Annotated in this window: 7 protein-coding genes and 1 tRNA gene; 5 read left to right on the top strand and 3 right to left on the bottom strand. The window is 63.1% G+C overall.

What is annotated here, in order from left to right:
• Window positions 1–21 precede the first annotated feature (21 nt).
• Window positions 22–381 carry a phage holin family protein gene (locus tag CDN38_RS25120; protein ID WP_075512780.1) on the top strand — a complete coding sequence of 120 codons (360 nt, stop codon included), beginning with the start codon at window positions 22–24 and terminating at the stop codon, window positions 379–381.
• Between the two features lie 58 nt (window positions 382–439).
• On the opposite strand, the gene CDN38_RS25125 is transcribed toward CDN38_RS25120, so the two are convergent.
• A tRNA-Leu gene (locus tag CDN38_RS25125) sits at window positions 440–525 on the bottom strand.
• A 127-nt stretch (window positions 526–652) separates the two neighbouring features.
• On the opposite strand from CDN38_RS25125, the gene CDN38_RS25130 reads away from it, so the two are divergent.
• The 3 genes from CDN38_RS25130 (at window position 653) to CDN38_RS25140 (ending at window position 3,413) form a co-directional block, all read left to right on the top strand.
• On the top strand, window positions 653–2,005 hold the full coding sequence (locus CDN38_RS25130) for a M20/M25/M40 family metallo-hydrolase (protein ID WP_075512790.1): 1,353 nt from the start codon (window positions 653–655) through the stop codon (window positions 2,003–2,005).
• A 30-nt stretch (window positions 2,006–2,035) separates the two neighbouring features.
• A complete protein-coding gene (locus CDN38_RS25135; RefSeq protein WP_075512781.1) occupies window positions 2,036–2,566 on the top strand; it encodes a YbhB/YbcL family Raf kinase inhibitor-like protein in 531 nt (176 codons plus the stop codon).
• 199 nt (window positions 2,567–2,765) lie between these two features.
• Window positions 2,766–3,413 carry a response regulator transcription factor gene (locus CDN38_RS25140; protein ID WP_075512782.1) on the top strand — a complete coding sequence of 216 codons (648 nt, stop codon included), beginning with the start codon at window positions 2,766–2,768 and terminating at the stop codon, window positions 3,411–3,413.
• A 47-nt stretch (window positions 3,414–3,460) separates the two neighbouring features.
• Here the strand turns inward: CDN38_RS25140 and CDN38_RS25145 are convergent, their stop codons facing one another.
• Window positions 3,461–4,648 carry a sensor histidine kinase gene (locus tag CDN38_RS25145; protein WP_075512783.1) on the bottom strand — a complete coding sequence of 396 codons (1,188 nt, stop codon included), beginning with the start codon at window positions 4,646–4,648 and terminating at the stop codon, window positions 3,461–3,463.
• 56 nt (window positions 4,649–4,704) lie between these two features.
• Window positions 4,705–14,784: a PPE domain-containing protein gene (locus CDN38_RS32525; protein WP_099319253.1), complete on the bottom strand. Its 10,080-nt coding sequence runs from the start codon at window positions 14,782–14,784 to the stop codon at window positions 4,705–4,707.
• Window positions 14,785–15,221: 437 nt separating this feature from the next.
• Between CDN38_RS32525 and CDN38_RS25155 the strand changes: the two genes are divergently transcribed.
• The coding region (locus tag CDN38_RS25155; protein ID WP_142361371.1) for a PE family protein at window positions 15,222–15,521 on the top strand (300 nt) is incomplete at its 3' end.

Consider the following 15,521-nt stretch of genomic DNA (forward strand, 5'->3'; position numbering starts at 1 on the left):
TCGCCGGCGGGAGGATGACCCATGCTGATCATTGCCCTGGTTTTGGCCCTGATTGGGCTCGTTGCGCTGGTGTTCGCCGTGGTCACCAGCAACGTGCTGGTGGCGTGGGTGTGTATCGGCGCCAGCGTGCTGGGCGTGATACTGCTGATCGTCGACGCCATCAGGGAACGTCAGCACCGGGACGCGGGCAGCCAGGACCAGGAAGAAGCCGACGAAGAGCCCGCCGCACAGCCCGAAGAGGAGCAGGCCGTCGACTACCCGGATGTCGACTACCCGGATGAGGAGTCTGGCGTCAACGAGTCGTTTGACGACGCCGAATCCGAGGCAACCGAGGAATCGGCGGTGTCCGCCGACGGCGGTGGTGACGAAAGCACCCGCTAAGCGCGGCCTGCGGGCAGCCCCGTCGCTGGGATGGGGTCGATGCGACTCGTCACACTTGTGTCCGAGGGGGGACTTGAACCCCCACGCCCATTAGTAGGGCACTAGCACCTCAAGCTAGCGCGTCTGCCATTCCGCCACTCGGACAACACCACTCGCATGGGTTGGCAGCTAAGGCTATCCGATCGGCTCGGGTCAGCCCAACCGGGTTCGCGGCTCGCCGGTGGATCCGGATGGGCGGAGCGCGTCACAAGTGCGTCAGGAGTGGCTGAGAGTGGTAGGAAAGGTGACTGTGACAGGTGCGGGCGATGACGTTGCCGAGGTTGTCAGCAGGTTGATCCGATTCGACACCACCAACACCGGGGACCCGGAAACCACCAAAGGCGAGGCCGAGTGCGCGCACTGGGTGGCCGAGCAGCTCGCCGAGGCCGGCTACCAGCCGGAATATGTGGAATCCGGTGCGCCCGGGCGCGGCAACGTGTTCGCCCGGCTGGCCGGCCCCAAGGGTCAAGCCGGTTCCCGGGGCGCGTTGCTCATCCACGGGCATCTGGACGTGGTGCCGGCCGAACCGGCCGATTGGAGCGTGCACCCGTTTTCCGGCGCGATTGAAGACGGCTATGTCTGGGGCCGCGGCGCGGTCGACATGAAGGACATGATCGGCATGATGATCGTGGTCGCCCGTCATCTGCGGCGCGCCGGCATCGTGCCGCCGCGGGATCTGGTGTTCGCCTTTGTGGCCGACGAGGAGCACGGCGGCAAATACGGCGCGCAGTGGTTGGTCGACAACCGGCCCGATCTGTTCGACGGTGTCAGTGAGGCGATCGGAGAAGTCGGCGGCTTCTCCTTGACCGTGCCGAGCCGCGACGGCGGTGACCGCCGCCTGTATCTGATCGAGACGGCCGAGAAGGGCATCCAATGGATGCGGCTGACGGCACGCGGCCGCGCCGGACACGGCTCGATGGTGCACGACCAGAACGCGGTCACCGCCGTCGCGGAAGCGGTCGCCCGGCTGGGCCGTCACCAGTTTCCGCTGGTGTGCACCGACACCGTGGCCGAGTTTCTGGCCGCCGTCAGCGAGGAGACCGGCCTGAGCTTCGACACCGATTCGCCGGACCTGGACGGGGTGATCGATAAGCTCGGCCCGATGGCCCGCATGCTCAAGGCGGTGCTGCACGACACCGCGAACCCCACCATGCTCAAGGCCGGGTACAAGGCCAACGTCGTCCCCGCGACCGCGGAGGCGGTGGTGGACTGCCGGGTGCTGCCCGGCCGGCAGGCGGCATTCGAAGCCGAGGTGGACGAGTTGATCGGCCCCGACGTCACCCGGGAATGGATCCGGGACCTGCCGTCGTATCAGACCAGCTTCGACGGCGATCTGGTCGACGCCATGAACGCCGCGGTGCTGGCCGTCGATCCCGACGGCCGCATAGTGCCTTACATGCTGTCCGGCGGTACCGACGCAAAGGCCTTCGCGCGCTTGGGGATTCGCTGCTTCGGCTTCAGCCCGCTGCGGTTGCCGCCCGATCTGGATTTCACCTCGTTGTTCCACGGTGTCGATGAGCGGGTACCCATCGATGCGCTGAAGTTCGGCACCGAGGTGCTGACCCATTTCCTGACCCACTGCTGATGTTCCGCCGACTATCCGAAAGGACCGAGCATGACAACACCGCCCGACCCGTATGCCGCACTCCCCAAGCTGCCGTCTTTCAGCCTGACCTCGGACTCGGTGAGCAACGGCCAGCCGCTGCGCACCGCGCAGGTCAGCGGGATCATGGGCGCGGGCGGACAGGACGCCAGCCCGCAACTGAGCTGGTCGGGCTTTCCGGAGCAGACCCGCAGCTTCGCGGTCACCGTCTATGACCCCGACGCCCCGACGCTGTCCGGGTTCTGGCACTGGGCGGTGGCAAACCTGCCGGCCGAGGTGACCGAGCTGCCCGAAGGCGCCGGCGACGGCCGTGAGCTGCCGGGCGGCGCACTGACGCTGGTCAACGATGCCGGTATGCGCCGCTATGTCGGGGCCGCGCCGCCGCCCGGGCACGGGGTGCACCGCTACTACGTTGCGGTGCATGCGGTGGACGTCGAGAAACTGGATCTGAGCGAAGACGCCAGCCCGGCCTTCCTCGGTTTCAACCTGTTCCAGCACGCGATCGCCCGCGCCGTCATCTACGGGACCTACGAACAGACGTAACCGCCGCCGTTCGGGTGGGATCGCTAGGCTGCCCGGCGCACCCCTCTTTGCCCGCGGCGTCGCGGGGGTTGGCTGCGCCGTCGCGAAAGTCGGGTCGGGTAAATCGTCGCGCCCGCCGGTCGCGGGAGCAACAATGAGGAGGCGTCCGGCCCGTCCCCAACGGGCCCGGAACGCTTCGCCGAGAGCGCTTGGAGCAGCCATGGCCGATCGCACCAATCGAGTCACCGTCGTCGTCGCCGACGATCACCCGGTAATGCGACAAGGCGTGGTGCGCGCACTGAAGTCCTGCGGGCGAGTTGAGGTCGTCGCCCAGGTGGCCGACGGTCGCGCGGCACTGGACGCCATCCGCCAACTTCGGCCCACGGTCGCACTTCTGGACTACAAGATGCCCGAACTGGACGGCATCGAGGTCACCCACGCCATCGCCCGTGACGGGTTGCCCACCCGGGTGGTGCTGCTGAGCGCCTTCGACGACAGCCCGGTCGTCTACAAAGCGTTGGCCGAGGGCGCTTCGGGGTTCCTGACCAAGGAATCCGACAGCGACGAGATCGTGAGTGCCGTGGTCACATGCGCCGACGGCGGCTCGTACCTGCCGGCCGGGATAGCCGGCGGGCTGGCCGGTGAAGTCAAACGGCGGGGCAGGGGAGCGACGACACTACTGACCGAGCGCGAGACCCAGGTGGTCACGATGATGGCGGACGGGTTGTCGGTTCCGCAGATCGCGTCACGACTCCATTTGGCGTCGAGCACGATCAAGACGCACGTGCACAGCCTGTATGAAAAGCTCGGTGTTTCCGATCGGGGGGCCGCCGTCGCCGAAGCGATGCGGCGTCGACTGCTCGAATGATTCGCGGCGGTGATTTCGTCTGGCCGCCACCGCGCTGCCCTCCTCCCTCAGTGCCGAAGCGGCAACTCCACGCGCAGGTGCGCCCCTTGAGGTTCGTCAACGACGGTCAGCGTGCCGCCAGCGGCTTGCACCCGGGCCCGGTGTGCGGCAAGACCGATGTGTCCCTGGGCGAGGCGACGCGCCGCGGCGTCAGCCGTTACCCCAATCCCGTTGTCCGCCACGTCGATACAAGCAACATCGTGGTCAACCGCCAGTTTCACCGTCGCCGCGGTGGCCTGCGAATGACGGGCCACGTTGGACACCAACTCGCGGATCACCCCGAAAAGGATCGGGTCGACCGCGTTGGGGTCCGGGTAATCGATGTCGGTGGTGATCGTGATGCCCGACCGGGCCGCGGTGACCGAGGCCAGCTTTTCTACCGCCGCTGCCAGGCCGACCTGGTCGAGCAGGGCCGGGTGTAGCTCAAATGTCGCCTCGCGCAGTAGCTGAGCAGCGTCCTGCAGGCTGGCCAACGCATGTTCGAGGGGCGCATTGGGGGACTGCTTGAGGAAGTTGGCGATGTCACGCCGTGCCGCCAGCACGTCCTGCAACGGTCCGTCATGGATGGACTCCGATATCTGCCGGCGCTCCGCCTGCGAGGCGGTCATCGTTTCGGCGAGGAGCTCTTCGCGCGAGGTCGTGAGTTCGACCATTTCGCCGATATTCCGCAGCCGGAAGATCACCACCAATAAGGCTGTGCCGCAGACAAATCCGTACATCAGCACGATCACCGCCGTTGCCCCCGGGCCAATCCTCGGCGAGATCACGGGGTCCTGAACAAACGATGCGGTAAAGACCGCCAGGCTCGCGGCCAGGACGATACCGGCCCGTCGCAACGACAACTCGACGGCCACCAGGCGGGGCAGCAGCGCCATCACCAATAGCGGAATGTAGCCTCCGGGTGACAACAGCTTGAAACCGAACACGGCCCCGACATCGGCCAGCGCGAGGGTCAGGAGTGCCCTGTCGTCGTTGAACAGATGACTTGCACCGGAAAACGCAACCAGCAGCGCGCCGATCGTCACGACGGCGTAGACGCTCAACAACACCGCCTGCGCGGGCAGTCGAGTCGAATCGGCGGCGGCCAACATCGCGCCGACCATGATGACGACCACGCCGACGCGAAGCATGGACCCGGCCTGCAATGAGCGCAATCGCTGTTTGCGCAGGACCTGCTCGATCTCGGTGCCGCTCATCGGTTACCTATCTTGCTGTCGTGTCCAGCGGAGTGGCAATTGCGCTCCTGGATCGGTCACGGCAGGGGAACGTTGTTGAAGAAGCCCGAGAGGTTGGTGCCGACGTTTCCGATGCCCGAGTCGAAGGCGGCCGCCGTGAGGTCCAGTGTGCTCGTGTTGAAAATGCCCGAGATGGTGTTGCCCAGGTTCGCGAAGCCCGATTCCAACGCGCCGTAGTTGATGTAGCCCGAGTTTCCGGTGCCGCCAGCGTTGCCGAAGCCCGAACTGTAGGCGAAGTCGTTTGCGAGGCCGGATACGGGGCCAGCGGAGTTGAAGAACCCCGATCCGTTGCCGCTGCCGGAATTGAAGAAACCGGACGAGGGTTCGGTGGTCGAATTGAAGAATCCCGGGTTCTGCTGGTAACCAAAGCCGAAGGTGTAGGGACCCGAGGTTCCGCTGCCGGCGAGATCAAATGTTTGGGTAATAGCGTTGTTCACGGAAATTGCGGGTTGAAGAATGGACGCATCCGTTGTCCAGCCGCCGATGCTGCCGTCGTACACGGTGGTTGTGTAAGTGGTGCATTTATAAAATGGCGGCTCGTACCAGGGGTAGCAGATGGTTTGCTGCAATTGGACTTTTATGGGGACGTCGGAAATGTGGTACGTTTCCCTGGTAATCTCGCTGACGCTGCCCGTGATTGGTATATCGATGGGAGCATTCACGTCGTAGTACCAGGGGATTTCGGGAATGGTCGAAAAGTACGAGACAGAAACCAGGCCCTGGTAATCGCCTCTCCAAAAGAAGCCGTTGCTGTAGTTGCCCGAAATGAAAGCGCCGGTGTCGACATTGCCCGAGTTGGCAAGGCCCGTGTTGGAGTTACCGGTGTTGAACAAACCCGTGTTGAAGTCGCCCGGGTTGAACCAGCCGGTGTTGTAGCCACCAGGGTTGAAGCTGCCGGTGTTGGTGGTACCCGCGTTGTAGGTGCCGGTGTTGGTGCTGCCTGCGTTGGCGATGCCGGTGTTGGTGCTGCCGCCGTTGAACAGGCCGGTGTTGGTGCTGCCGGTGTTGCCGATGCCGGTGTTGTAGCTGCCGGAGTTTCCGATGCCCCAGTTTCCGGTGCCCGAGTTGGCGATGCCGATGTTGTTGGTGCCTGAGTTGAACAGGCCGACGTTGCCGGTGCCCGAGTTGAGGGCGCCGAAGCCGGTCAGGCCGTCGCCGCTGAGCCCGATGCCGATGTTGCCGTCACCGGTGTTGCCGAAGCCGATGTTGCCGTCACCGGTGTTGCCGAAGCCGATGTTGGCGCCGCCGGTGTTGCCGAACCAGATGTTGCCGTCACCGATGTTGCCGAATCCGATGTTGCCGTTGCCGATGTTGCCGCTGCCAAAGTTGAGGTCGCCCAGGTTGCCGCCGCCCAGGTTGTGGTCGCCGACATTTCCGCTGCCCAGGTTGTAGGCGCCGATGTTTCCATTGCCCAGGTTGTAGGCGCCGATGTTGCCGAAGCCCACGTTGAGTTGACCCTCGTTTCCGAGGCCCACGTTGAAGATCGTCCCGGTTGCGCTGTCCCGGAGCACGCCGGCCAGATTGGCGCCGACGTTGGCAAAGCCCGAGACATTAGCCGCCGATGTGAGGCCCTGGGTGCCCGTGTTGTAGATGCCCGAGACGGTATTGCCAAAGTTGGCGAAGCCCGATTGCAACGACCCGTAGTTTTGCACACCCGAGTTTCCGGCAAGCCCGGACGAGAAATTGAAAATGCCCGAATTGTTGGCTCCGAAATTCCCCAGGCCGGATGCGCTGCCGCTGCCGGAGTTGAAGAAGCCCGAAGACGGGCTGCTTGTCGAGTTTCCGTATCCCGGAGCCGCCGGGACGTTGATGAACGGGATGGTGATGGGGCCGAAACCGCCCGCACCGTGTATGCCTATCACCGATGAACCGTCCGGGTTGCCCACGTTGATCGCCACAGTGGGTTGATCGCCGAAGGAAACTACGATGGGGTCGCCGGTCTGGGCGCCGTAGACACTGACCGGGCCGAAGTAGCCGACCACTTCACCGCCTAGGCCGTCGTCCAAGCCACTGAAGGTGACTTTAGGAATGGTGAAGGCGTTGATATAGATATCGGTGATGCCGACACTGATGGGGATATTGATGGGAATCTGAACATCGAAGGACGCGGGGATTTCGGGAACGGTGATTGCGTAATACGCACCGATCAGGCCCTGGCTGTCGCCCCGCCAGAACAGGCCGTTGTCCATGTCGCCGGTGTTAAAAGCACCGGTGTCGATGTTGCCGGAGTTGGCAAAGCCGGTGTTGTAGTCGCCGGTGTTGAACCAGCCGGTGTTGGTGGCTCCGGGGTTGAAGCCGCCGGTGTTGGTGGCGCCGGTGTTGTAGTTGCCGGTGTTGTAGTTGCCCGCGTTGGCGATGCCGGTGTTGGCGATGCCGGCGTTGAAGAGGCCGGTGTTGGCGCGGCCTGGGTTGCCGATGCCGGTGTTGTAGCTGCCGGTGTTGCCGATGCCCCAGTTTCCGGCGCCGGAGTTTCCGATGCCGATGTTGTTGGTGCCGGAGTTGAACAGGCCGATGTTGCCGCTGCCCGAGTTCAGCGCGCCGAACCCGTATTGGCCGTTGCCGCTGAGCCCGATGCCGATGTTTCCGTCACCGGTGTTGCCGAAGCCGATGTTGCCGTCACCGGTGTTACCCAAGCCGATGTTGGCGCTGCCGGTGTTGCCGAGCCCGGTGTTGTGGTCACCGGTGTTGCCGAGCCCGAGGTTGGCGCTGCCGATGTTTCCGCTGCCGACGTTGTGGTCGCCGATGTTGCCGCTGCCGAAGTTGAGGTCGCCGAGGTTGCCGTTGCCCAGGTTGAAGTCCCCTGTGTTTCCGAAACCCACATTGAGTTGGCCGGCGTTTGCCAGGCCAAGGTTGAAGAACCGCCCGGCCGCGGCGCTGCTGTTGTGGAACACGCCGCTCAGGTTGCTGCCGACGTTTGCGAAGCCGGAGACATTGGCCGCGGTGGCGAGGTCCTGGGTGCTGGTGTTGTAGAGGCCCGAGATGGTGTTGCCGAAGTTGGCGATGCCCGATTCCATGGAGCCGACGTTTCGGTAGCCCGAGACTCCGGTGCTGCCGAAGGAAACGTTGCGGAAGCCCGAGTTGTTGGCGCCGACGTTGCCGAAGCCCGATGCGCTGCCGGTGCCGGAGTTGAAGAAGCCCGACGACGGGTTGGTTGTCGAGTTCCCGAATCCCGGCGCCGCCGGTATATCGATGAACGTGATGTCGATGGGGCCAAAGCCGCTGGAGATAGCGATAGGTATCGAGGTATCTGGTCCGCCAACGAGCACATCAATGTTGGGCAGTGTGCCGGTGAGGGCCGGGATGGAGATGGTGGCGAAGGTGATGCTGAGATACGACGAGCCGAGGACGCTGATGGTGATCGGTTGAATCTGGAAGGGGCCGATGACGATATTCGATCTATCGAGAGTGATGGGGAAATTGATGGGGATCGTCAGGTCCATGTCCAGGACCGAGAATTCCGGAATATAGATTCCGGCGTGGAAACCATACAGGCCCTGGTAGTCACCCCTCCAGAAGAAGCCGTTGCTGTAATTGCCTGCATTGAAAGCCCCGGTGTTGACATTGCCCGTGTTCGCCAGGCCCGTGTTGTAGTTACCGGTGTTGAGCAAGCCCGTGTTGTAGTCGCCGGCGTTGAAGCTGCCGGTGTTGGTGCTGCCCGTGTTTGCCAGGCCCGTGTTGTAGTTGCCCGGGTTAACGATGCCGGTGTTCGCGCTGCCCGTGTTGTAGCCGCCCGTGTTGTAGGTGCCCGCATTGGCGATGCCGGTGTTGCCGGTCCCCGAGTCCCACAGACCTGCGTTGTAGCCGCCGGCGTTCCCGATGCCGGTGTTTGCGGTGCCGGCGTTGAACAGACCGATGTTGCCGGTGCCCGAGTTTCCTATGCCGACGTTGCCGGTGCCGGAGTTGAAGAAGCCGATGTTTCCGGTGCCGGAGTTGAACAAGCCGATGTTGGCGCTGCCCGAGTTCAGCGCACCGAACCCGATTTCGTCGTCACCGGTGAGCCCGATGCCGATGTTGTTGCTGCCGGTGTTGGCAAAGCCGATATTGTTCTCGCCGGTGTTCGCTAAGCCGCTGTTGGCGTTGCCCGCGTTGCCGGAACCGCGGTTGTGGTCGCCGAAGTTTGCCGGACCGATGTTGTAGTCGCCCAGATTCCCGGAGCCGATGTTGTGTACGCCGTAGTTTCCGAAGCCGATGTTGGAGCCGCCGATGTTTGCGCCGCCGACGTTTCCGCTTCCGAAGTTTCCGCTACCGAGGTTGTAGTCGCCGGTGTTCCCGCTGCCCAGGTTGAAGCTGCCGTTGTTTGCGACACCCAGGTTTGACACCGTGAAGTTGCCGAAGAAACCCGCGAGGTTGGTGCCCGTGTTCGCGACGCCTGACACATTGGCCGGCGTCGCGAGGTCCAGCGTGCTCACGTTGAGGAATCCCGACACGGTGTTGCCGAAGTTCGCCATGCCCGATACCAGGTCGCCGACGTTCTTGTAGCCCGAGATTCCTGAGCCGCCGGTGGCCGAGTTGAAGAAACCGGAGTTGTTGGCGCCGACGTTGCCGAAGCCCGATGCGCTGCCGGTGCCGGAGTTGAAGAAGCCCGACGACGGGACGCTGGTCGTGTTCCCGTAGCCGGGAGCCGCCGGAACGTCGATGACCGGGATGGCGATGGGACCGATGCCGCCAGTGCCGTCGATAGTTATCGCGGTGGTTGGGCCGCCGATGATGGCGTCGGTGGAGCGAAAGGTAATCGCGATATCGCCGAACGTAATGGGACCAACGCTGATAGCTTGTGTGGTTCCGGTGCTCAGGACGTTGATGTCGGCGGTGTATTTTGGAATGGTGAAGCCCTGAATGGTCAGGGTGCCGAGTGTCACGCTTATCGGGATGTTGATGGGAATACTCACGTAGAAGTCCACCGGAATGGCGGTATCGGGGATATAGATGGTGTAGTTGTAGCCCGTCAGGCCTTGGTAATCGCCCCGCCATAATGTGCCATTGTTATAGCTGCCGGAATTAACGAAACCAGTGTTGACATCTCCCGAGTTTGCAAAGCCCGTATTGTAGTTGCCCGTATTCGAGTAGCCCGTGTTGTACGAACCCGGGTTGAAGCCCGCGGTGTTGAAGCTGCCGGTGTTGAAGCTGCCAGAGTTGTAGTCGCCCGTGTTGCCGAGCCCGGTATTCCCGTTGCCGGAGTCGGCGAAGCCGGTATTGACGTGGCCGGAGTTGAAGAAGCCCGTGTTGGTGTTGCCGCTATTGCCGACGCCCCAGTTTCCGGTGCCTGAGTTGCCGATGCCGACATTGCCGGTGCCCGAGTTGAACAAGCCGATGTTGCCGGTGCCCGAGTTGAACAGGCCGCTGTTGCCGCTGCCGGAGTTCAGCGCGCCGAACCCGATTTCGCCGTCGCCGGTGAGCCCGATGCCGATATTGTTGCTGCCGGTGTTCGCAAAGCCGATATTGGAGTCGCCGGTGTTCGCTAAGCCGCTGTTGGCGTTGCCTGCGTTGCCGAAACCGCGGTTGTAGTCGCCGAGGTTTGCCGGGCCGATGTTGTAGTCGCCAAGGTTCCCGGAGCCGAAATTATGTGAGCCGTGGTTTCCGAAGCCGACATTGAAGCTGCCGATGTTCGCGCCGCCCAGGTTGTGATCGCCGACGTTTCCGCTGCCGAAGTTGGAGTCACCGACGTTTCCGGAGCCGAAATTGTGTGAGCCGATGTTTGCGAAGCCGACGTTTAAGGCGCCGTCGTTTGCGAGGCCCAGGTTAAAGGTCCTCATCCCGTCCGCGTTGTCACGGTATAGGCCCGCGAGGTTGGCGCCGATGTTGCCCAAACCCGAGACATTGGCTGGCGTCGCGAGGTCCAGCGTGCTCGTGTTGAGGAATCCTGACACGGTGTTGCCCCAGTTCGCCGCGCCGGATACCAGGGCGCCGACGTTCCTGTAGCCCGAAAGTCCTGAGCTGCCGGAGGCCAAGTTCCACAAGCCTGAGTTATTGGCGCCGACGTTGCCCAGGCCCGAGGCGCTGCCGGTGCCGGAGTTGAAGAAGCCCGACGACGGGCTGGTTGTCGAGTTTCCATATCCTGGGGCGCCGCCCAAGTCGATGAATGTCCAGTCGGCGGGGCCGAGGCTGGCGAAGACCGGGATGACCATCACGGTCGAACCGTCAGGATTCCCAATCTGGATTGCCGGCGTGGGGCCGCTGGCATAGATGGGCGGAATGGTGAGGGAGTTAATCGTGCCTTCCAGGACTGGGATTGGACCGAGCGTGGCGGTGGTCCCGAACGGGATGTCGTCGATCGTTATTCCGTTGTAGACGGTGGTGGTGAAGCTGGCGTTGATGGGGATATTGATCGGGATGGTGGCAAGCAGGTCCAATGCGATCTCTGGCATGTGGATCGTGTAGTTGAAGCCGATCAGGCCCTGGCTGTCGCCCCTCCACAACAGGCCGTTATCCATGTCGCCGGTGTTGAGGGCGCCGGTGTCGATGCTGCCGGAGTTGGCCAAGCCGGTGTTGTAATTGCCGGTGTTGAGTAGGCCGCTGTTGTAGTTGCCGGGATTGAAGCCGCCGGTGTTGGTGGCGCCGATGTTGTAGTTGCCGGTGTTGTAGTTGCCCGCGTTGGCGATGCCGGTGTTGGCGATGCCGGCGTTGAAGAGGCCGGTGTTGGTGCTGCCCGCGTTGCCGATGCCGGTGTTGTAGCTGCCGGTGTTGCCGATGCCCCAGTTTCCGCTGCCGGAGTTTCCGATGCCGATGTTGTTGGTGCCGGAGTTGAACAGGCCGATGTTGCCGCTGCCGGAGTTGAGGGCGCCGAACCCGGTCTGGCCGTTGCCGCTGAGGCCGAAGCCGATGTTTCCGTCACCGGTGTTGCCGAAGCCGATGTTGCCGTCACCGGTGTTACCCAAGCCGATGTTGGCGCTGCCTGCGTTGGCGAACCCGCGGTTGTCGCTGCCGGTGTTGGCGAACCCGATATTGGCGCTGCCGATGTTGCCGCTGCCGACGTTGTGGTCGCCGATGTTGCCGCTGCCGAGGTTGAGGTCGCCGAGGTTGCCGCTGCCCAGGTTGTGGGCACCGATATTTCCCAGGCCCACGTTGAAGACCGGCCCGGTTGCGCTATCACGAAGAGCGCCCGCCAGGTTGGTGCCGACGTTTGCGAAGCCGGAGATATTGGCCGCGGTGGCGAGGTCTTGGGTGCTGGTGTTGTAGAAGCCCGAGATGGTGTTGCCCAAGTTTGCCACACCCGACTCCAGGGAGCCGACGTTTCGGTAACCCGAGACCCCCGCGCTGCCGAAGGAAACGTTGCGGAAGCCCGAATTGTTGGCGCCGACGTTACCGAAGCCCGATGCGCTACCGGTGCCGGAGTTGAAGAAGCCCGACGACGGGCTGGTTGTCGAGTTCCCGAACCCCGGCGCCGCCGGTATATCGATGATCTGGATCGTCCCACCCTGCAGGGCGCCGACGACCGTGGCGTCTATCGACGTACTTGGTCCGCCGATGGCAATTGTCACTGTGGGAGCGGTGAGCGTGGAGGACGAGATGTTGACCGGGCCTAAATAGAAGTCACCGTCCAGGAAATATGTTTTGGGGTACGTATAACCCGGGAACGTGTACACCTGCCCGCCGACAACCATTACCTGGTTTATGGGATTAAAAGACTCGATGTCGATGGGGACGGTGGGAATATTGATTGCGACATCGACGCCAACCTGGCCTTGATTGTCGCCAGATACGAAAAAGCCGTTACTATAATTGCCCGTGATGAAAGCGCCGGTGTCAACATTTCCTGGGTTGTAGTAGCCGGTGTTGTAACTTCCCGGGTTGAACCCGCCGGTGTTGTGCTGGCCCGCGTTGTAGCTGCCGGTGTTGGTGGCACCCGCGTTGAGGAAGCCAGTGTTGTAGCTGCCGGCATTGGCGAGGCCGGTATTGGCGGTACCCGAGTTCCAGGGGCCCGTGTTATAGCTGCCGGTGTTGTCGATGCCGGTGTTGCCAAGGCCGGTGTTGCCAATGCCCCAGTTGCCGCTGCCCGGGTTTCCGATGCCGACGTTTGACGTGCCGGAGTTGAAGAAGCCGATGTTGCCAGTACCGGAGTTGAACAAGCCGATGTTGCCGCTGCCCGAGTTGAGCGCCCCGAACCCGACTTGTCCGTCGCCCGTAAGCCCGACGCCGATGTTGTTGCTGCCGGTGTTCGCAAAGCCGACATTGTTATCGCCCGCGTTAGCAAAGCCGAAGTTGGCGTCGCCCGCGTTCCAAAAGCCCCGGTTGTGGTTGCCGAAGTTCCCGGAGCCCAGGTTGTAGTCGCCAAGGTTTCCGAAGCCGAAATTGTCAATACCGTGGCTTCCGAAGCCGAGGTTCCCGTCGCCGATGTTTCCGCTGCCGATATTTGTGTTGCCGATGTTTCCGCTACCGATATTCGAGCTGCCGACGTTTCCTCTGCCGATATTCGAGCTGCCAATGTTTCCGCTGCCGTAGTTAGAGTCGCCGATGTTTGCGTTGCCAATGTTCGACACGCCCTGGTTGGCAAAGCCAAAGTTTCCCGTCGACGGCCCGCCGAGGATGCCGGACATGTTGCTGCCGGTGTTGAGGACACCCGAGACAAAGGCAGGCTCTGTGATGCTCAGCAAGCTCACATTGAGCAAACCCGAGACGGTGTTGCCCGAGTTCACCAGGCCCGATTCCAGCGCACCGGTGTTGAGGTAGCCCGAGACCCCGACATCCGATGAGTTGACGAAGCCCGAATTATTGGCACCGGTGTTTGCGACGCCCGATGAACTCCCAGAACCGGTGTTGAAGAAGCCCGACGACGGGATGTCGGTCGAGTTTCCGAAGCCCGGAGCTCCGAAGAGCAGGCCCTGATAATCTCCTCGCCACAGCAGTCCATTGCTGTAACTGCCCGAGATCAAAGCGCCGGTGTCGACATTGCCGGTGTTTGCCACGCCGGTGTTGTAGTCACCACTGTTCAAAAAGCCGGTGTTGTAACTGCCACGGTTGAAGCTGCCGGTGTTGGTGCTGCCCGTGTTGTAGTTGCCCGTGTTGTAGTTGCCCGCGTTGGCAACGCCGGTGTTAGCGACGCCGGCGTTGAACAGGCCGGTGTTGATGCTGCCCGTGTTGCCGATGCCGGTGTTGTAGCTGCCGGAGTTGCCGATGCCCCAGCTTCCGGTGCCGGAGTTGCCGATGCCGATGTTGTTGGTGCCGGAGTTGAACAGGCCGACGTTGCCGGTGCCCGAGTTGAGGGCGCCGAAGCCGAACTGGCCGTCGCCGCTGAGCCCGATGCCGATGTTGCCGTTACCGGTGTTGCCGAAGCCGATGTTGCCGTCACCGGTGTTGCCGAAGCCGGTGTTGTCGCTGCCGGTGTTGCCGAAGCCGAAGTTGCGGACGGCTGCTGTGAACGAGGGACCGGTGTTTCCGAACCCGATGTTGCCACTGCCGATGTTTCCGCTGCCGATGTTTCGGCTGCCGATGTTCCCGGAGCCGAGATTGAAGTCGCCGATGTTACCGTTGCCGACGTTTCCGCTGCCCACGTTTGCGGCGCCCAGGTTGAAGCCCAGCCCAGGGGGCGGATCGGCCACGGCCACGGCCTCGGCGGCTGCCGCGGCGGGTGCGAGGGCTACCGCCGGCGCCCGGGTGAATGGCGTCAACGCTGAGGCGACCGCCGAAGCCTCGGCGTGATAGTCGAACATTGCGGCCACATCCTGGGCCCACATCTGCTCATACTGAGCCTCGGCGGCGGCGATCGCCGGCGCGTTTTGCCCCAGCAGGTTCGAGCCCACCAGCCACACAAACTGAGCGCGGTTGGCCGAAATGAACGCCGGATGCACGGTCGCCGCTTGCGCCGCCTCGAACGCGGCTGCCGCCAACCGGGCCTGGGCGGCCGCCTGCTCGGCCTGGACCGCCGCCGCACTCAACCACCCCACATAGGGTGCGGCCGCATCCACCATCGCCGCCGAAGCCGGGCCCTGCCACGACGAACCCGCCAGCCCCGTGGTCACCGATGAAAATGCGGCTGCGGATGCACCCAGCTCGGCGGCTAACCCCTGCCAGGCCGCCGCCGCCACCAGCATCGGCGCCGCCCCCGCGCCAGCAAACATATGCCCCGAATTGCGCTCCGGCGGTAACCGCGTGAAATCCATCATGTCTCCCAAAGTCGAAGCAGATGGCTGGCGCCGCCTTGGCGACCGGTGTCGTTGTGTCCGTGCGACAGTCGCTGTGTCACCGAACGACTGCTTGGCTGCGCCAGACAGTATCACCGCGATCCAAGTGAATTTCCGGGAATCCGCAAATAGCCCTTTGGTTGATCCGGCGCGGAGCGGTATTGGCAACGGAGCCGGGGCGGGACGTTTGACTACATGAAACATTCACTGCGAGAACGTTGTTCGGGCACCGTTACCGACTTGTTGCAACGCCTGCACGCTGCCGGCGGCTGCGTTGTCTCCCCCAATAGGGGGAGGAAATTTCACCCTCCAAATCCGTCCGTTGGCCGAGGGCGCTGCGACCCCAATTAGGCGAAGTTGGTTGCTGGAGTACTGGCTTCGTCGCGAAATGCGTTCGAACAAAGGGGATCGAAGTGATGTCGTTCGTGTTGGCAAGCCCGGAAGCGCTGGCGGCGGCGGCAGCTGATGTGGTGGGTATCGGTTCGTCGTTGCGTTCGGCAAATGCGGCGGCAGCTGCCCCGACCACGGCGGTGTTGGCGGCGGGTGCCGATGAGGTCTCGGCGGCGGTGGCGTCGCTCTTTTCCGGACATGGCCAGGCCTATCAGAGCCTGAGCTCTCAGATGACGGCGTTTCACGACCAGTTCGTGCAGGCCCTCAATTCGAGTTCGGGCGCTTATGCGACCGCTGAGGCAACCAACGCATCGCCCCTGCAGCCG

It is taken from the genome of Mycobacterium ostraviense (genome assembly GCF_002705925.1).
Lineage (GTDB): Bacteria > Actinomycetota > Actinomycetes > Mycobacteriales > Mycobacteriaceae > Mycobacterium > Mycobacterium ostraviense.